Origin of the sequence: Neorhizobium sp. SOG26 (assembly GCF_003491345.1) — a bacterium.
Classification (GTDB): Bacteria; Pseudomonadota; Alphaproteobacteria; order Rhizobiales; family Rhizobiaceae; genus Neorhizobium; species Neorhizobium turbinariae.
Genome location: NZ_CP025512.1, coordinates 434,145 through 453,142, shown reverse-complemented (window position 1 = coordinate 453,142; position 18,998 = coordinate 434,145). Strand labels below are relative to the sequence as shown.

11 protein-coding genes are annotated in these 18,998 nt (G+C 62.7%); 9 read left to right on the top strand and 2 right to left on the bottom strand.

What is annotated here, in order from left to right; genetic code table 11:
• The first annotated feature begins 288 nt into the window (after nucleotides 1-288).
• From CYG48_RS02110 to ribB, 3 genes are all read left to right on the top strand, one after another.
• Nucleotides 289-3,444 carry a bifunctional diguanylate cyclase/phosphodiesterase gene (locus CYG48_RS02110; RefSeq protein ID WP_245450382.1) on the top strand — a complete coding sequence of 1,052 codons (3,156 nt, stop codon included), beginning with the start codon at nucleotides 289-291 and terminating at the stop codon, nucleotides 3,442-3,444.
• A 133-nt stretch (nucleotides 3,445-3,577) separates the two neighbouring features.
• A complete protein-coding gene (aroC, locus tag CYG48_RS02105) occupies nucleotides 3,578-4,675 on the top strand; it encodes a chorismate synthase (RefSeq protein WP_118848872.1) in 1,098 nt (365 codons plus the stop codon).
• A gap of 9 nt (nucleotides 4,676-4,684) precedes the next feature.
• Nucleotides 4,685-5,785 carry a 3,4-dihydroxy-2-butanone-4-phosphate synthase gene (gene ribB, locus CYG48_RS02100; RefSeq protein ID WP_118848871.1) on the top strand — a complete coding sequence of 367 codons (1,101 nt, stop codon included), beginning with the start codon at nucleotides 4,685-4,687 and terminating at the stop codon, nucleotides 5,783-5,785.
• Between the two features lie 3 nt (nucleotides 5,786-5,788).
• On the opposite strand, the gene CYG48_RS02095 is transcribed toward ribB, so the two are convergent.
• A complete protein-coding gene (locus tag CYG48_RS02095) occupies nucleotides 5,789-6,793 on the bottom strand; it encodes a Gfo/Idh/MocA family protein (protein ID WP_118848870.1) in 1,005 nt (334 codons plus the stop codon).
• 193 nt (nucleotides 6,794-6,986) lie between these two features.
• On the opposite strand from CYG48_RS02095, the gene CYG48_RS02090 reads away from it, so the two are divergent.
• From CYG48_RS02090 to glgB, 4 genes are all read left to right on the top strand, one after another.
• Nucleotides 6,987-7,487: a cupin gene (locus CYG48_RS02090; protein ID WP_118851436.1), complete on the top strand. Its 501-nt coding sequence runs from the start codon at nucleotides 6,987-6,989 to the stop codon at nucleotides 7,485-7,487.
• A 121-nt stretch (nucleotides 7,488-7,608) separates the two neighbouring features.
• Nucleotides 7,609-10,863, top strand: a complete 3,255-nt coding sequence (locus tag CYG48_RS02085; RefSeq protein WP_118848869.1) for a maltotransferase domain-containing protein — start codon at nucleotides 7,609-7,611, stop codon at nucleotides 10,861-10,863.
• A gap of 13 nt (nucleotides 10,864-10,876) precedes the next feature.
• The gene (gene treS, locus CYG48_RS02080) at nucleotides 10,877-14,182 is read left to right on the top strand and encodes a maltose alpha-D-glucosyltransferase (protein ID WP_118848868.1); all 3,306 of its coding nucleotides are present in this window, start codon (nucleotides 10,877-10,879) and stop codon (nucleotides 14,180-14,182) included.
• Complete coding sequence (glgB, locus tag CYG48_RS02075; protein ID WP_118848867.1) at nucleotides 14,182-16,389, top strand: 1,4-alpha-glucan branching protein GlgB; 2,208 nt, start codon at nucleotides 14,182-14,184, stop codon at nucleotides 16,387-16,389. Before treS ends, glgB begins: the two co-directional genes overlap by 1 nt.
• Here the strand turns inward: glgB and CYG48_RS02070 are convergent, their stop codons facing one another.
• A complete protein-coding gene (locus CYG48_RS02070) occupies nucleotides 16,390-17,583 on the bottom strand; it encodes a winged helix-turn-helix domain-containing protein (protein WP_118848866.1) in 1,194 nt (397 codons plus the stop codon). It lies immediately after the preceding gene.
• A 108-nt stretch (nucleotides 17,584-17,691) separates the two neighbouring features.
• Here CYG48_RS02070 and CYG48_RS02065 point away from each other — a divergent pair, with 108 nt between their 5' ends.
• Nucleotides 17,692-18,372 carry an energy-coupling factor ABC transporter ATP-binding protein gene (locus CYG48_RS02065; protein ID WP_118848865.1) on the top strand — a complete coding sequence of 227 codons (681 nt, stop codon included), beginning with the start codon at nucleotides 17,692-17,694 and terminating at the stop codon, nucleotides 18,370-18,372.
• On the top strand, nucleotides 18,369-18,998 hold the full coding sequence (locus CYG48_RS02060) for an energy-coupling factor transporter transmembrane component T family protein (protein ID WP_118851435.1): 630 nt from the start codon (nucleotides 18,369-18,371) through the stop codon (nucleotides 18,996-18,998). The genes CYG48_RS02065 and CYG48_RS02060 overlap by 4 nt, the downstream gene beginning before the upstream one ends.

Here is an 18,998-nt window from a genome sequence, read left to right as displayed (position 1 = left end):
TGCAAGGGAATCTGTTGCTTCGTTTCGAGACACAGATAGCCGGTGGATTGTGGCGAAATTCGCCCGCAGGAGAGGCATTAACGTGCCGCTATGGACGGTATGGTTAACCCTTGGTTTCCAGCTCTTGAGGCTGCTCCAGCTTCCTTTAACGCCTTGGAAACCTTAGGCTCTATTTTTCGCCCAATAATTTATGGGGTATTTCATGGATGTTCCCAAAAGAGGAAATTAACTTGCGGTTCCTAGGGTCTCGTCTCACAGCCAGAAGTGTTTACGAGAAGGTCCGCGCATTTGAATACCCGACTGCCGTCCGCTCTGACATCTTTACGCCTCCTCCGCCGCGCCAATGCCCCCACTGTCATCGCCGCTCTGATCACCCTGGTCGTCGTCTCCATCGGCGTCGTCATTGACCGCAACCATACGGAAAACTACCGGAGCGAGGTTCGTGTCACGACGGAACGGGTGGTTGGACTGCTGATACGGCGGATTGCGTCACGCCTCGACAGCGACATGGCCGCCGCAGAGCACCTTGTTCACACCTTCCATTTTGATGCTGAGTCGACGGAAGCCTTCAAGACGGCTGCGAAACGAACACTTGCGGATTACCCACACTTCCATGGCATCGCCATCGCGCCGGACTTCCAGCTTGCCGGCACCGTGACCCGCGACGGCATGCATCATGCTGCGCTGGGCGCGGCCGACAAGATCAACCTTGGCCAGCTGGCGAAAGACCTCGCATCCGTGCGCGGCACATCCGCGATGTCGGTTCTGACCGGCACCCAGGAGGACTATGTCACGCTTGTTGTTCCGGTTCACGAGGACGACGCGACTGCCAAGCCCAAAGGGGCCATTGCCATCCTGATCGACAAGCTTGCGCTGCTTGAACCCTCGGGCGTTGCCTTCCAGCTTCAGGAAAAGGAAAACCGCGCTCTGATCGATCGCAGCTGGCTCAATGTTACGTTGCGCGATGCCGCAAAGCCGGGCTTCTTTGCGTTTTACGGCGAGGATACGATCGAAGCGCAGGATCCAATGCTGTGGCCGCTTGGCTTCCGCGGCGTCAACTGGACCCTGTTTGCCGCGCCGCGCGCTGGCTGGGACGTGATGCCGCCGGACCGCTGGACGTTCCGTCTCCTTGTCTCGATGGCAGGCCTTGCAATCATCGTTCCGGTTCTCATCACCACTTCGCTTGTCACGGAGCGCAACAAGAACATCGCCGCGCTGAAGCTGCGGAAGGCCAACCTGCTGGAACTCTCCCAGCGCTTTTCGCTTGCGATGGAAGCCTCGAATATCGGCATCTGGGAAATTACCGGCGAGGATCAGCTGTTCTGGGACAAGCGCGCGGCAAGCCTGCTCGGGAAATCATCCGGCGAGGCCTCGCATCCCCTGAGCGACTGGATCTCGTCGGTCTGTCCCGAGGACCAGGCCGCGGTCGAGATGCATTTCCACAACTGCACCCGCAGCTCTGCACCCTGCACCGAAGTCTACCGCATCCAGCAGCCGGACGGCACGTTCCGGCATCTGCGCTCTGCGGGCGCGAGCTATCGCAATGCCGACGGCACCCGGCGCACAACCGGCATTGTCTGGGATGTGACCGCCGACGTGGTGATGACGCAGACACTGAGGAGTTCCAAGGAAAACGCCGAGATCAAGAACGCCGAGTTGGAACTGGCACTCGACGAGCTGTCGAACCGGGAGCAGGAACTGGAAGAGCTGTCGACCAAGCTCGACCTGGCGCTCGCTTCCTCCAATTGCGGCATCTGGGAATCAAACCCCGTTACCCATGTCGAGATGTGGGACGAGCGGATGTGCCAGTTGCACGGCGTCCCCTTCACCGACGGCAAAATCAGTGCCGAACAGTGGCTGGCGCTCGTGCATCCGGAGGACCAGGAGCTTGCCCGCAAGAGCTCCCATCACTTCATCGAGGATTTCACCGAACATTCGCTCGTGGTGCGGATCCCGCAACCGGACGGCTCAGAACGCTACATCCGCTCGATCGGCAAGCTGCACACGACGCGCGACGGCTCACAGAAGGTCGTCGGCATTGCCTTTGACGTGACCCAGGATGCCGTGCTCGCCCAGAAGCTGAAGGCAGCAAAGGATGAGGCGGACGCCAAGAATGCGGAACTGGAGGCTGCCAAGAGCCGGATCGAGCACAATTCGCTGCATGACCCGCTGACGCTGCTGGCGAACCGCCGCAAGCTCGACCTCGAACTCGACCGGCTGTCGCGCGCCAGCCAGAAGGAACGCCAGACCTTCTCGATCCTGCATCTCGACCTCGATCGCTTCAAGCAGATCAACGATACGCTGGGCCATGCGGCAGGCGACGCCATGCTGGTGCATGCTTCGCGCATCCTTGCCCGCAATGTGCGCACCGGCGACATCGTGGCGCGCATCGGCGGCGACGAGTTCGTCATCGTCATGCTCGGCAATTCCAGCACCGACCAGATGGCTGAGCTTGCACAGCGCATCATCGCCGAATTCCACCAGCCGCTCGACTTCGATGGATTCTCCTGCCGCTGCGGCATCTCGATCGGCATTGCGCATGCGAGCGGCCTCAATATCGATGCACGCCGCACCCTGGTGAACGCCGACATGGCGCTTTACCGCGCCAAAAGCCTCGGCCGGAACCGCTACGAGTTCTTTACCCACAACCTGCAGGCGGAGATCGTCAGCCACAAGCGGACAGCAGACGAAGTGCTCGCTGGCATCGACAACCACGAGTTCACCACCTTCTACCAGCCACAGTTCGATGCGCGCACGCATGAACTGACGGGTGTGGAGGCGCTGATCCGCTGGAACCATCCGCATCACGGAATCCTGGCGCCGGACCGCTTCCTGAAGATCGCGGAGGACCTGAATGTTTCGGCCGCGCTGGACCAGATCGTTCTAGAGCGGGTGTTGCAGGACAAGATGCGCTGGGCGGCGCTCGGCATCCGGCTACCAAAGGTATCGGTCAACGTGTCGTCCAAGCGGCTTCACGACGAGAGGCTCATCGACACGCTGCGCAGCCTGCAGATCGTGCCGGGCGAGATCTCCTTCGAACTCGTGGAATCGATCTTCCTCGACGAAAGCGAAGACGCGGCAACCAGCAACCTCGACCGCATCAAGGAACTCGGCATCGACATCGAGATCGATGACTTCGGCACCGGCCATACCTCGATCGTCAGCCTGCTGAAACTGAAACCGAAGCGGCTGAAGATCGACCGCCAGCTCGTGATGCCAATCCTGACATCGCCGCAGGAACGCTCGCTCGTCCGCTCGATCATCGATATCGCCGGCTCGCTTGGCGTCGAGACGATTGCGGAAGGGGTGGAAACGATGAAGCATGCCGACATGCTGCGCGAGATGGGCTGCGACCTCTTGCAAGGCTATGCCTTTGCCCGTCCCCTCTCCTTCGCGGATTTCACGCAAGCGGCGGACAGCGGCTGGCGCAGAGCCGCGGCCTGAGCGACGCAGTGTTCACTTCCTGAGGTCAAAATCCGGATGGAAAAGGCTTGTTCCCCGACAGCCTTTTCCATAAGAAAACCCGCGACAGGAGCTGGCAGCTTGGCCACAGCTCCGCCAGACCCGGACGCCGTGAATGTCGCATAATACTTTCGGTCATCTTTTCCGCGTCACCACCTGGGGCGAAAGCCACGGGCCCTCGCTCGGTTGCGTCGTCGACGGTTGCCCTCCGGGCCTCCGGTTCACCCAGGCAGAGATCCAGGCGTGGATGGACAAACGCAAGCCGGGCCAGTCCCGCTTCGTGACCCAGCGCCGGGAAGAGGATTTCGTGAAGGTACTGTCCGGCGTGATGCTGGATGAAGACGGCACGACGATGATCTCGACCGGCACGCCGATCTCGATGCTGATCGAGAACACCGACCAGCGCTCCAAGGATTACGGCGAGATCGCAAGACGTTATCGTCCGGGCCACGCCGACTATACCTACGACCTGAAATACGGCATCCGCGACTATCGCGGTGGCGGACGGTCGTCCGCGCGTGAAACGGCAGCGCGCGTCGCGGCAGGCGCCATTGCCCGCAAGGTCGTTCCGGGCGTCACCGTGCGCGGCGCGCTGATCCAGATCGGCAAGCACAAGATCAACCGCAACAACTGGGACTGGGCGCAGGTCGACCAGAACCCGTTCTTTGCGCCTGACCCGGAAATCGTCCCGGTCTGGGAAGAATATCTCGATGGCATCCGCAAGTCCGGCTCCTCCGTCGGCGCGGTTGTCGAGGTCATCGCGGAAGGCGTTCCTGCAGGTCTCGGCGCGCCGATCTACGGCAAGCTCGACCAGGACATCGCCAGCCTGCTGATGTCGATCAACGCCGTGAAGGGTGTCGAGATCGGCAACGGCTTTGGTGCGGCTGAACTCTCCGGCGAAGAAAACGCCGACGAAATGCGGATGGGCAATGACGGCAAGCCGATCTTCCTGTCCAACCATGCCGGCGGCATCCTTGGTGGCATCTCCACCGGCCAGCCCGTTATTGCGCGCTTCGCGATCAAGCCGACCTCCTCGATCCTCACCGAGCGTCAGTCCATTGACGCCGACGGCAACAATGTCGAGGTTCGCACCAAGGGTCGCCATGACCCGTGCGTCGGCATTCGCGCCGTTCCGATTGGCGAGGCCATGGTCGCCTGCGCCATCGCCGACCATTTCCTTCGACACCGCGGTCAGACCGGTCAAAGCATCTAGGATTTCCCCATGGCATATGATCAAAAACGCGTCGTTGACGCGATCCGCGCATTCGAAGCCGGCGAAATTGTCGTTGTCACCGATGACGATGACCGCGAGAACGAAGGCGACCTCATCGTCGCCGCCGTACATTGCACACCCGACAAGATGGCCTTCATCGTTCGCCATACGTCCGGCATCGTCTGCGCGCCCATGCCGCGCGAAGAGGCCAAGCGCCTGAACCTCAATGCCATGGTGGCGGAAAACGACAGCGCCCACACCACCGCCTTTACGGTGACGGTTGACTTCAAGCACGGCACGACCACCGGCATTTCCGCCGAAGACCGCACGCTGACGGTGCGCAACCTCGCCAACCCGAATGTCGGCCCGGCGGATTTCGTGCGTCCCGGCCACATCTTCCCGCTGATCGCCCGCGAAGGCGGCGTGCTGATGCGCTCCGGCCATACCGAAGCGGCAGTTGACCTCTGCAAGCTCGCCAATCTTCCGCCGATCGGCGTCATCTGCGAACTCGTCAACGACGACGGCACTGTGACCCGCGGGCAGCAGGTGGCCGATTTCGCCCAGAAGCACGGGCTGAAGCAGGTTTCTGTTGCGGACCTCATTGCCTACCGCCAGCGCAAGGAAACGCTGATCGAACTGCATGCAAGCTTCGACGTCGAGACGCCGCATGGCAAGGCGAAGGCACATGCATATTCGCTGCCCTGGGACCCGATGCAGCATGTCGCGCTTATCTTCGGCGACATCCGCGACGGCGTGGACATTCCTGTGCGGCTGCATCTCGAAAACGTCGCGCGTGACGTGTTTGGCGCCGACCGCTCGATCGACCGGTACATGGCCAAGATTGCCGAAGAGGGCCGCGGCATCGTGATCTACCTTCGCGAAGGTTCAGTCGGCGTCGGCCAGACCGACAACGGCCGCAAGATCCGCAAGGGCTTTGAAGCGCATGCCGAGGCGCAGGCGCGCGAAAGCGAATGGCTGGAAATCGGCCTGGGTGCGCAGATCCTCAAGGACCTTGGCGTTTCGTCGATCAAGCTGCTCACCCGCAGCGAGCGGCACTATGTCGGCCTTGAAGGTTTCGGCATCAAGATCGCCGAGACGGTGTTCTGCTGATCGTCAGCGACTGGCGGTGAGGATCGCATCGATGAACCGGTGCGCCTTCAGCGCATCCTCGCCGGTGACGCGCAGCGGCGTGCCCTTCCGGATCGCATCCACGAAATCCTGAAGCAGGGCGCGGTGCATCTCGTGGCCGAAGGCCGTGGGATCGGCGCCCGCCCCGCTCCCTGATTTTTCGCCGCCGACGCTTTCACGGGTGCCGTCCATGAAAGCTGCCTCCAGCGTGTCGCCATTGAAGACGGCTGTTCCGCGCGTGCCGATCAGTTCGATGCGGTCCGGCAGGCCGGGATAAGCACAGGTCGTGGCATTGAGCGTGCCGATCCCGCCGTTCTCGAAGGCGAAGGTCGCCGTCACCAGATCCTCAGTCTCCATCCGGTGCATTGCCGTGGTGCGTACATAAGACGCTACCTCGACCGGCGTGCCGGCCAGGTTCAACAGCAGATCGATCACGTGGATGCCTTGGGTGAGCAGGACGCCGCCGCCATCGCGCGCCCGCGTCCCCCTCCCCTCGACATCATAATAACTCTGCGGCCGCCAGTTGCGGATCGCGACAGACGCTTCGACCAGATCGCCGAGCCGGCCCGAGCGGACGATCGTATGCAGTTGCAGTGCGGCGGCCCGGAACCGGTTCTGCAGCACCACGCCAAGCAGGACGCCAGCCTCCTCCGTCACCCGAACAATGTGCTCGGAGCGCTCGAGCGAGATGTCGAGCGGCTTTTCCAGGAGGATATGCTTGCGGCCGGACGCAGCACGTTCAACGAGCTCGAGATGACTGTTTGGCGGCGTCAGGATCAGCACCGCGTCGATTCTCGTGTCCGACAAGAGCGCGTCGAGATCACCGCTGGTCGGGATCGTCGGATATTGCGCTGCAAAGGCGTTCCGTCTGGCTTCGGTCTGGCTGAAGGCGGCGACACATTCCACCTGATCGGCAAGATCAAGCAGGGCCCGCGCATGGTGCCCTGCCGCCATGCCAAGGCCGATCATCGCCACCCGAAGCTTTTCCATTCATTTCCTCCCGCATCCCGCTTGGCACGCAAACTACACCACAGGCGCGCCGCCGCCAGAGGAACATCCGCACCAACAGCGAGTTTTGGTGGGGCAAGAACACAGGGCGGAGAAAGACATGGATCGCAGCATCAAGATTGCACCCTCGGATGTCGGTGCAGTACCCTCGAACGCCACGGTTCCGGCCAGTGGGATGACGGTCGAGCCAATCACCTTCCCGCCGAGCGACTGGGTGCCGAACCATCCCCATCTCCCCGCCCTCGTTTACCGTTGCGCCATTGCACCTGAAGGCGAGATGGCGCCGAAGTTCGAGCAGCGGTTCCGGGAAAATGGCTGGCAGGGCATCTGGCGGGATGGCGTCTTCGACTACCAGCACTACCACACCGGCGCCCACGAGGCGCTCGGCATTGCCGGCGGCCGGGCCCGGCTGCTGATCGGCGGACCGGGCGGCGCAGAACTGAGCGTCGTCGCCGGTGATTGCCTCGTGCTTCCCGCAGGCACCGGGCATATGCGCATTGATGCCAGTCGCGACTTCCTTGTCGTCGGCGCTTATCCGCCCAGGCAAGAGGCGGATATCCAGACCGGCCCGGCAAGCCAGGACCAGTTGCAGAAGATCGCAACGCTGCCAATCCCGGCGACCGATCCGCTGGACGGCACAGGCGGGTCTTTGTCCCGCTTCTGGTCGCGCAAGTAAATCGCCGGAGTTGGCTGCTGATCCTGCCGGTCGTGCCCGAAGCTTTTCATCGGAACCACACGCACCGCCTGACAGTTAGTCGCCCGAACTCTGCCCGAAAATCCAAGGCAAGGCCAAACCGATGAACACGCGCCCCCAATTCGCTTCTCGGATCTCGCTGTCGCAGGTGCCTCCCCAGATCTACTACGTTCATCCGCTGATGCTGAGAGGCATGGAAGCCTGGCGGGAACTCTTCGCGCATGTCCGCGATCTGGGCTTTGACACCGTGTTGAGCGCGCCGCTTTACCAGCGTGGCCGCAATGCCAGCGTCTTCGTCACGCGCGATTTTGATCGGCTCGACCCCGAGCTCGGCCTTGGCGACAATATCGAGGACGGTATCCGTTCACTGGTGGAGGCTGCCCGTGCCGCCAACGTCAAGCTGATGTTCGACCTCGTGGTGGACCAGGTCGCGACCGATGACGCGCATCCGCGGCCGGTGGTCGCCGATCCACGCAAACCGCCGCAGGAGAACGAAAGCCGCAGGATCGACTTCATGCAGGAGTCGCGCCACATCGAGGATTGGCACGGCCGCCTCAAGTGGCTGACGAGGCTCGGCATTTCCGGCTTCCGCTGCATGGGCATCGGCCGAATTGCGCCCGAAGCCTGGTACGCGCTGATTGCCTCGACGCGCAGCGCCGCACCCGAAACCACCTTCATCGCCTGGACGCCGGGCACCGCTTTCGAGGATCGCAAGGCGCTGCAGGGCGCCGGCTTCGACGGCAGCTTCTCGTCATTTGCCTGGTGGAACCTCGAAGAACGCTGGATCATGGACGAGTACCAGATCCAGCGCGAACTCGGATACCAGATCACCTTCCCGGAAGCGCCCTTCGCAAAGCGCCTGGCGCACGGCACCGACAGCTGCGAGGTGCTGGAACGCAAGGCGGTGCGGGCGCTGCGGCTGGCCTCCACCTTTGCCAGCGGGCTGATGATCCCGATGGGCTTTGAATTTGGCGCCGCCGTGCCGCTCGATCCGCTGCATGGCGACGGGCTTGGCCTGCGCGGCTTGCGCGATCGCGGCTCGTTCGACCTGTCGAGCGACATCCGCGCCATCAATGCGTCGACCAACAAGACCGCCGCCGGCTTTGCTCGCCAGCCGCTGCGGGTGATTTCGCCGAGCCAGTCGCCGGCAGTCGCGCTGCTGCAGACGGACCAGGAGGATATCCGCACCTCGCAGAAAGTCCGCGTGGTGGTGCTCAACCGCGACCTGCGCCGGGCGACCCGTGCGCCTTACAATGTGCTGCGCGAAGCGGCCGCTCCCTTCCTGCCTTTGACAGGGATGGACGACGAGAACGACATCTTCACCAGCGAATTGACGCTGAAGCCCGGCGAACTTTGCATCTTCGAAGGTCGTGCGTCGGCGCCGATCGTCAATGCGGTTGCCGTTCCCTCGGCTTCGGAAGCAGCCGCTACTCCGCGCCTCGCAATCGAGAAGGTCACCCCCGCCGTCGATGACGGCCGGTTCATGGTCAAGCGGGTGGTGGGTGACATCGTCAAGGTTGAAGCGGATATCTTCGCCGATGGCCATGACCCGCTTGCGGCAGCGCTGCGCTGGCGCGCCGCCGACGAGACGGGCTGGCAGGAAGTGCCGATGCAGCTGATCCTCAATGATCGGTGGCAGGCAGAGTTTCCGCTGAAGCGGCTGGGGCGTCACGAGTTCGTCGTCGAGGCCTGGAAGAACCCGTTCCAGATCTTCCGCTATGAGTTCGGCAAGAAGCACGAGGCGCGGCTCGACCTCCGCCTGGAGATCCAGGAGGGCATCAACCTGGTTCTCGACGCGCTCGACCATGCGGAAGGCACGCTGAAGACCCAACTCAAGGTGCTGTTCGACAAGCTGACCGGGCAGCAGGACCAGCAGCGCATCGAAACGCTGCTTGCGCCCGCGACTGCTGAACTGATGGCGGAAGCCGACCGCCGTCCGCACAAGGCACGCTCGGCTGTCATTTCCGTCGATGCCGAGCGCATTGCCGCTTCCTTTGCCAGCTGGTACCAGGTCTTCCCGCGCTCCCAGAGCGGCGACGCGAACCGTCACGGCACCTTCGATGACGTGATCCGTCGCCTGCCGGCCATCCGCGAGATGGGCTTCGACGTCCTTTATTTCCCCCCGATCCACCCGATCGGCAAGACCAACCGCAAGGGCAAGAACAACGCGCTGACGGCGGGGCCGAACGATCCCGGCAGCCCATACGCCATAGGCTCGGAGGATGGCGGGCACGATGCGATCCACCCGGAGCTTGGTACATTCGAAGATTTCCGGCGCCTGGTGGAGGCTGCGAGCCGCGAAGGCCTCGAAATTGCGCTTGATCTGGCGATCCAGGCCTCGCCTGACCACCCCTGGCTGAAAGAACATCCCGGCTGGTTCGACTGGCGCCCGGACGGCACGATCCGTTATGCGGAAAACCCGCCCAAAAAGTACGAGGATATCGTCAACGTCGACTTCTACGCCCGCGACGCCGTGCCATCGCTGTGGATCGAGCTGCGCGATGTCGTCCAGAAGTGGGTCGACAACGGCGTCAAGCTGTTCCGCGTCGACAACCCGCACACCAAGCCCTTCCCGTTCTGGGAGTGGCTGATCGCTGACATCCGTTCGCGCCATCCGGAAGTGGTGTTCCTGTCGGAAGCCTTCACCAAGCCGAAGGTCATGTACCGGCTGGCAAAGGTCGGCTTCTCGCAGTCCTACACCTACTTCACCTGGCGCAATGCGAAGTGGGAGCTCGAGCAGTACATGCGCGAGATCACCACTGAAGAACCGAAGGAGTTCTTCCGGCCGCACTTCTTCGTCAACACGCACGACATCAATCCGGACTTCCTGCAGAACGCGCCGCGCCCCGCCTACCTGATCCGTGCCGCACTGGCTGCGACGCTGTCCGGGCTCTGGGGTGTCTATAACGGGTTCGAGCTTTGCGAAGGCAGGCCGGATGCCAAGCGCAAGGAATATGCCGACTCCGAGAAATACGAGATCCGCGCCTGGGACTATGACCGCCCCGGAAACATCAAGGGCGAGATCGCGATGCTGAACCGGATCCGCCGCGAGAACCCGGCGCTCCACTCGCATCTGGGCCTGCAGCTCCTGACGGCCTGGAACGACAATATCATGTTCTTCGAGAAGACCAGCGCAGGCCGGGAAAACGCGCTTCTGATCGCCGTGAACCTCGACCCGTACAATGCCCACGAGGCGGATGTCGAAATTCCGCTCTGGTCATGGAACCTCCCCGACCACGGATCGCTTGATCTGGAAGACGTTGTGGGCGGCAACCGCTTCACGCTGACCGGCAAGGTGCAGCGGATCCGGCTCGACCCGCATGGTGGCCTGCCATTCTTGATCTGGCGCGTGCGATAAGAGAGGAAGATAGATGGACATGACGAGCAGCCGTGGCCAAGCCGAGGGGCAGACCCAGCCGTTGAACGACGATCCGCTGTGGTTCAAGGACGCCATCATCTACCAGTTGCACGTCAAGTCCTTCTACGACGCGAATGGCGACGGGATCGGCGACTTCCAGGGCCTGCACGAGAAGCTGGATCACATCGCCTCGCTGGGCGCGAATACGATCTGGCTGTTGCCGTTCTTCCCAAGCCCGCGCCGAGACGACGGGTACGACATTGCGGACTATACCAATGTCAGCCCGGACTACGGCACGGTGGACGAGTTCAAGGCTTTCGTTGCAGCGGCCCACGAACGCGGGCTCAGGGTGGTCATCGAGCTTGTCATCAACCACACTTCGGACCAGCATCCGTGGTTCCAGCGGGCGCGAAACGCACCTCCCGGTTCGCCGGAGCGGGACTTCTATGTCTGGTCGGACACCGACCAGAAGTTTCCCGAAACCCGCATCATCTTCCTTGATACGGAGAAGTCCAACTGGACTTGGGATCCGGTTGCCTGCGCCTACTACTGGCACCGCTTCTATTCGCACCAGCCGGACCTCAATTTCGACAACCCGATGGTTCTTGAAGAACTGCTCGCCGTCATGCGCTTCTGGCTGGAAACCGGGATCGACGGCTTCCGGCTGGACGCCATCCCCTACCTCATCGAGCGCGAAGGCACGATCAACGAGAACCTGCCAGAGACCCACGAGATCCTGAAGAAGATTCGGGCCGCGCTCGACAGCAGCCACCCGGGCAAGATGCTCCTTGCCGAGGCCAACCAGTGGCCGGAAGACACCAGCGAGTATTTTGGCGACGGCGACGAATGCAACATGGCGTTCCACTTCCCGCTGATGCCGCGCATGTACATGGCGATCGCCAAGGAAGACCGTTTCCCGATTACCGACATCATGCGGCAGACGCCGGAAATCCCGGATAACTGCCAGTGGGCGATCTTTCTGCGCAACCATGACGAGCTGACGCTCGAAATGGTGACCGACGAGGAGCGCGATTACCTCTGGAACACCTACGCCGCCGATCGCCGCGCACGCATCAATCTTGGCATCCGCCGCCGGCTGGCGCCGCTGATGGAGCGAGACCGCCGCCGTGTCGAACTGATGAATGCGCTGCTGCTTTCGATGCCCGGCACCCCCGTCATCTATTACGGTGACGAGATCGGCATGGGCGACAACATCTATCTCGGCGACCGCGACGGCGTGCGCACGCCGATGCAATGGTCACCGGACCGCAACGGCGGTTTCTCCAAGGCTGACCCCGCCCGCCTGGTACTGCCGCCGGTAATGGACCCGCTCTACGGCTACGAGGCGGTCAATGTCGAAGCGCAGGGCGCGGACGCGCATTCGCTCTTGAACTGGACGCGCCGCATGCTGGCACTTCGCAACAAGCATCCGGCCTTCGGGCGTGGCACGCAGCGGTTCCTGACCCCCGGCAACCGCAAGATCCTCGCATATCTGCGCGAATACGAAGGCGAGACGATCCTCTGCGTTGCAAACCTTTCGCGCCTGCCGCAGGCAGTCGAGCTTGATCTGGCGCAGTTCGCGGGTCGAGTACCGATCGAGCTTACCGGCATGTCGCCCTTCCCGCCGATCGGCCAGCTCACCTATCTGCTGACGCTGCCGCCCTATGGCTTCTTCTGGTTCCAGCTGGCGGAAGAATCCGATGGTCCGGTCTGGCGCACCGAGCCGCCCGAACAGATGCAGGACATGGTGACCATGGTGGTGCGCCGCGACCTGCAGGACCTCGTCAACGAGCCACGGCTGGCAAACTCGTTCTCGAACGACGTGCTACCGCCCTATCTTGCCAAGCGGCGCTGGTTTGGCTCGAAGAGCGAGGTGCTGAACAGCGCGCGTCTGGCTGCCGCAACCCCGGTGGCGTTTGCGAACAACGTGCTGCTTTGCGAGCTCGAGGTCGATCTCAGCGGCCGCAAGGACACCTACCTCCTGCCGCTCGCGGTCGCCTGGGACGATACGCAGCCGAGCGCCCTTGCGCAGCAGCTGGCCATGGCCCGCATCCGCCGTGGGCGCCGCGTCGGGTTCCTCACCGATGGTTTTGCGACCGAAGGGCTTGCCCGCGGCGTGCTGCGGGGCTTGTGCGATCGCGCCGTCATTTCCGGACGCGCCGGCACGCTCGAATTCCTCGGCACCGACAAGCTCGACTGCCTGAGCATCCAGGAGGACATGCAGGTTACCTGGCTGTCGGCCGAACAGTCGAACAGCTCGCTGATCCTCGGCAACATGGCGATGGTGAAGCTGATCCGGCACATCTTCCCCGGCATCCACCCGGAAGTGGAGATGACCCGCTACCTCACCAATGTCGGCTACCAGAACACGGCGCAGTTGCTGGGCGAAGTCGCCCGCATCGACCCGGATGGCAACCGCTATACGCTGATCATCGTGCAGGCAGCGATCCGCAACCAGGGCGATGCTTGGAACTGGATGCTGTCCAACCTGCGCCGCTCGATCGACGAAGTGGTGGTTACCGCCCTTGAGGGTGAGGCTGCCGACGAGCACTTCAAGCCGCTCGTCGATTTTGCCGCCACCATCGGCACCCGGCTCGGTGAGTTGCATGTGGCCCTCGCCCAGCCCACGGATGATCCGGACTTCCAGCCCGTCGTTGCCACTCGCGACGATGCCGCCCACTGGCGCGAAAGCGTGACCAACCAGATCATCCAGAGCCTGTCGCTCCTGGAGCGCACGGTGGAGGGGCTCGAAGGATCATTGCAGGACGAAGCCCGGATGCTGCTCGAGCGTCGCGACGAACTGCTGGCGATTGCCTCGCAACTGGCGGAGGCTGCCAACGGCACCCTGATGACGCGCAACCACGGCGACTTCCACCTTGGCCAGATCCTGGTTGCTGAAAGCGACGCCTATATCATCGACTTCGAAGGCGAGCCGACGAAGAACCTCGATGAGCGGCGCGCCAAGAGCAACCCGCTGCGCGACGTCGCCGGCCTGCTGCGCTCGCTGAGCTATCTTGCAGCGTCGGCGGACCTCGAGCGCGAAGTCGTCAGCGAGGTGGACCACTCGCGCCACAAGGAACTGGTCGACCGATTCATCAAGCGGGCCGAAGCCGCGTTCCTGCAGGCCTATTTCAAGGCGATCGAGGCATCGGACGAGCTGACGCGGACAGACCATGTCCGTGACAAGCTGCTCGATCTCTTCCTCCTTGAAAAGGCGGCTTACGAGATCGCCTACGAAGTACGCAGCCGGCCGCACTGGCTGCCCCTTCCCCTTGCTGGCTTCTCGGCCATCGCATCAAGACTGCTGGAGAAACGTTGATGAGATACGAGCGCACGGACCTGATGATCGGCACCGTCGAGGAGGCGCTGCAGGCCCTGGTCGAAGGCCGCCATGGCGAGCCCTTCTCGATTCTCGGACGTCACCAATATGGTGAGATCACCGTGGTGCGGGCGCTTTTGCCTGGTGCGCAGGGCGTGTCGGTCATCGAAGCCCATACCGGCAAGATCCTGGCGGAACTGGAGTCGATCCATGACGGTGGCTTGTTTGCCGGGCTGATCGGCAGCCCGGCGCCCTACCTTTTCCGGATCCAGTGGCCGGACGCCGTGCAGGAAACCGAAGACCCTTATTCCTTCGGGCCGCTGCTCGGAGATCTCGACCTGCACCTGATCGGGCAAGGCACCCACTATGACCTTGGCCGCACGCTGGGCGCAATGCCGATGGAGATCGACGGCGTCGCCGGCGTACGATTTGCTGTCTGGGCGCCAAATGCGCGTCGCGTTTCGGTGGTGGGCGACTTCAACTCCTGGGACGGGCGGCGCCACCCGATGCGGCTGCGCCAGCAGGCCGGCATCTGGGAACTGTTCATCCCGCGCCTGACGCATGGGGAGCGCTACAAGTTCGAACTGCTGGACAGCAACGGCCATCCGCTGCCGCAGAAGGCAGACCCGGTGGCACGTGCAAGTGAGGCAGCACCGTCGACCGCCTCGATCGTTGCATCGTCCAAGCCCTTCCGCTGGAGCGACGATGAGTGGATGGCACGCCAGCGTGCAGACCGCGAGCGCGAAGGCGCGATGTCTATCTATGAAGCGCATCTCGGTTCGTGGCTGCGGGTTTCCGAAGAAGGCAACCGTTCGCTCGACTGGGTCGAGCTCAGCCAGCGCATGATCCCCTATGTCAAAAACCTGGGCTTTACCCATATCGAGATGCTGCCGATCATGGAGCATCCGTTCGGCGGGTCGTGGGGCTACCAGCCGCTTGGTCTCTTTGCCCCGACCGGCCGGCACGGGACGCCGGAAGATTTCGCCTATTTCGTTGACCGCTGCCACGAGGCGGGCATCGGCGTCATCCTCGACTGGGTTCCGGCGCACTTCCCAACCGACATGTGGGGACTGGCGCGCTTCGACGGCACGGCGCTTTACGAGCATGAAGATCCGCGCGAGGGTTTCCACAAGGACTGGAACACGCTCATCTACAATCTCGGCCGCAACGAGGTGAAGGGCTTCCTGATCGCCTCGGCGCTCTACTGGCTCGAGCATTTCCATGTCGATGCGCTGCGTGTCGATGCGGTCGCGTCGATGCTCTACCGCGACTACAGCCGCAATGCTGGTGAATGGATCCCGAATAAATACGGCGGCCGGGAGAACCTGGAATCGGTTGAGTTCTTCAAGCACCTCAACAGCATCATTCACGAACGCTGCCCGCATGCCTTCACCGCGGCCGAAGAGTCGACCGCCTGGCCGGGCGTGACCGACAAGGTCGAGAACGGCGGGCTCGGCTTTGATTTCAAGTGGAACATGGGCTGGATGCACGACACGCTGCATTACATGTCCGACGATCCGATCTACCGCAAATACCACCATGGCGGCATGACCTTCGGCATGATCTACGCCTATTCGGAACGCTTCATCCTGCCGCTCTCCCACGACGAAGTGGTCCACGGCAAAGGGTCGCTGCTCGGCAAGATGCCGGGTGACCACTGGCAGAAGATGGCGAACCTGCGCGCCTATTACGGCTTCATGTGGGGGCATCCCGGCAAGAAGCTGCTGTTCATGGGCGGCGAAGTGGCGCAGGACACCGAATGGAATCACGACGGCTCCGTTGTCTGGGACCTGCTTGACCGGCCGGACCATGCAGGCACGCAGCGGCTGATCAGCGACCTCAATGCGCTTTATGCGCAGGAGCCGGCGCTGCAGTTCAGCGATCTCCATCCGGAAGGCTTCGAATGGGCGGTTTCCGACGATGCCGAAAGCTCGGTCTACGGCATGCTGCGCTCCTCGCAGGATGGCTCGACGCGCATGCTGATCATGTCGAACATGACGCCGATGCCGCGCCACGACTATCGCCTTGGCGTCCCCGAACAGGGCCGCTGGGAGGTTGTCCTCAACACTGATGCCGGGATCTATGGCGGGTCGAATTTCGGTCAGACGGAAGCATGGACGCAAGACATCCCGTGCCATGGCCGCGGTCAGTCGATCTCGCTGAACCTGCCGCCGCTCGCTACCGTCTTCCTGCGCTGGCGAGCCTGATCAGGTGTCTCGCCAACCACTCATATAGGTGACCTTGTCGACGCCGGCGAAGCGCCCCACGCGCAAGAGTTCTGCGTCGAGCTTCTCCAGGCGCCCGGCGGAGGGGCGCACGCCCTTTTCCAGCCACAGCTTGCGCACATCGAGGCTACCCACCTTGCGGTCGGCCTTCATGTCGATGCGGCCGATCATCCGCGCGCCTTCCATGAGCGGAAAGACGTAGTATCCGTATTGCCGCTTCGGCTCCGGCACGAACACCTCGATGCGATAGGAGAAGTTGAACAGGCGCTCGGCGCGGTCGCGATTACGCAACAGCGGGTCGAAGGGGCTGAGGACACGCACCCGCGCCGGCGGCTCCGGCACGTCGCCTAGGGCCTCCGGAAAACCGGCGAGCGCGAACGAGGCGCGAGGACGACTGCCGTCGGCCGTTTCGATCAGCACCTCCGCCAGTTCGTCGCGATGCGCCTTCACCCAGTCCTTCGCCTCGTCCGGCGTGATGAGATCCCAGAAGGCGGCGAGCTCTCCCGAGGTGGCAAAGCCGAGGCGACGCAGGGCACTGCGGCAGGCCCAGTCGATGAACTCCTCGTGGCTCACCTGCGGCTCGTGGTGCTGCGGCTGGATCACCCGCTCCGTCAGGTCGTAGATCTTCTGGAAGTTCTCGCGGCCGGCAATCGCAAGCTTGCCGGTGTGCCAGTAATATTCGAGCGCTGTCTTGTTCGGGTGCCAGTTCCACCAGCCGCCGGACTTGTGATCCTCGGCCTTGAGTTCACGTGACATGATCGCGCCGTTGTCGGCAATGTAGCGGAACGTATTCTCGAAGGCGGAATCGAAGCCTTCGCCGTGCCATTTGCGCCAGCGCTCGGCGATGATCGGCTCACGGCGGCGAAACCTGTGTTTCCAATAGCGGAAGAAGCGCGCCGGGATGATCGAGGCATCATGCGTCCAATGCTCGAAAAGCTCGCGATCCTTCTCGAGCAGCGCCGTCAGGTGCTCGCGCCGATAGGTCTGGTTACGCGAAAACAGGATCATGTGGTGGGCGCGCTCCACCGTCGCGATGCTGTCGACCTGCACAAAGCCGAGGTCATCTATGAGCTGCAGCAGGCCCTGCTTGTTTAGCGCCCGCGTCGGTGACGCCGACAGCTGCTGTCGCTCCAGAAAGATCCTTCGTGCCTGGTCATTCGCAATGAGAATCGCCATGAAGGAAAGACTAGAATGCCGCGGCCGAGGTTGCAATGTTCACGTTCAGTTCTGCATTTCCCTCCTCGTCGTTACGGTCTATAGAGGCCGCGAACGCGAGGGGTGCCCTTGGACATTCGTTTTGAACAGGCAGAAGCACGGTTCGAGGGACGCACGGTTCTTCATCCGCTGACCCTTACGCTCACGGAGCGGCGGATCGGCATCATCGGCCTTAATGGCTCCGGCAAGACAACGTTTGCCCGCATGATCAACGGGCTTGTCACGCCCGCAGCCGGACGCGTCACCTTAAACGGCTTCGATACGGCAAGCGATGGGGAGCAGGTGCGCTCGGCGGCGGGCTTCATCTTCCAGAACCCGCAGAACCAGATCGTCCTGCCGATCCTCAAGGAAGACATCGCGCTTGGGCTCACCAGCCGGAAACTCTCGCGGGAGGAAAAGCAGGCGGAAGTGAACGCCGTTCTCGCTCGTTTCGGGATCGAGCATCTGGCGGACCGGCGTGTTCATGAGCTTTCGGGTGGCGAACTGCAGCTCGCGGCGCTCGCCTCTGTACTGGTGACGCGACCTGAGATCCTCATCATGGACGAGCCGACCAACCAGCTCGACCTGCGCAATCGGGCCCTGGTGGAAAAGACCGTGCATTCGCTGGAAGAAAACGTCCTCGTCATCAGCCACGATCTGGATTTGATCGCCGGCTTCGACCGTGTCCTGCTGTTCCATGACGGCCGGCTGCTGGCGGATGGCGAGCCGCCGGTCGTCATCGACCGCTACCGGACGCTTTGCGCCGCATGAAGACGCTTTACGTTCAAGGCAATACTTGGCTGCACCGGCTTTCGCCGGGCCTCAAGCTTGGCGGCCTTGCCGTCTTCAGCCTGCTGCTTTTCGCAACCAGGTCCCCAGTGGTGCTGGCAGCTGCTGTTTTCCTTGCCGGCGCAATTCATGCGTCGATGCGCTTCGGCGTGGTGCGGACATGGCAGCAGTTGCGGGTGATTCTGCTTTCCATCTCCATCCTCACAGTCTTCACGCTGCTTCTGAACGGCCCGGCGGATGCGCTCGCTGTTTTCCTGAGGCTGGTGGCACTTGCGGTCCTCGCTGCAACCATAACGGCAACCACGAGCACTGCCGAGTTCATCGACACGATCACCGCGGGCGCACGTCCACTCGAGCGCATCGGGCTGGTTAAGGCGGCGGATCTTGGCCTTGCGATCGGCCTCGTGGTGCGTTTCGTGCCGGAAGTGCTGGCTCGCTACGAAGCGATCCGCGATGCGCACCGCGCGCGTGGGTTGAAACAGCGACCGCTAACGCTCGCAGTGCCGCTGATCATCCAGACGCTGCGCCATGCCGACGAGATCGCCGCCGCCATTGACGCTCGCGGCATCCGCGGGCAGAACAACCGCAAACTCGGCGAAGGGAGCTGA

Coding starts and splice junctions, on each gene's coding strand:
- aroC (WP_118848872.1), top strand. CDS start 3,578: ATGTCGCATAATACTTTCGGTCATCTTTTCCGCGTCACCACCTGGGGC.
- ribB (WP_118848871.1), top strand. CDS start 4,685: ATGGCATATGATCAAAAACGCGTCGTTGACGCGATCCGCGCATTCGAA.
- CYG48_RS02095 (WP_118848870.1), bottom strand. CDS start 6,793: ATGGAAAAGCTTCGGGTGGCGATGATCGGCCTTGGCATGGCGGCAGGG.
- CYG48_RS02090 (WP_118851436.1), top strand. CDS start 6,987: ATGACGGTCGAGCCAATCACCTTCCCGCCGAGCGACTGGGTGCCGAAC.
- CYG48_RS02085 (WP_118848869.1), top strand. CDS start 7,609: ATGAACACGCGCCCCCAATTCGCTTCTCGGATCTCGCTGTCGCAGGTG.
- treS (WP_118848868.1), top strand. CDS start 10,877: ATGGACATGACGAGCAGCCGTGGCCAAGCCGAGGGGCAGACCCAGCCG.
- glgB (WP_118848867.1), top strand. CDS start 14,182: ATGAGATACGAGCGCACGGACCTGATGATCGGCACCGTCGAGGAGGCG.
- CYG48_RS02070 (WP_118848866.1), bottom strand. CDS start 17,583: ATGGCGATTCTCATTGCGAATGACCAGGCACGAAGGATCTTTCTGGAG.
- CYG48_RS02060 (WP_118851435.1), top strand. CDS start 18,369: ATGAAGACGCTTTACGTTCAAGGCAATACTTGGCTGCACCGGCTTTCG.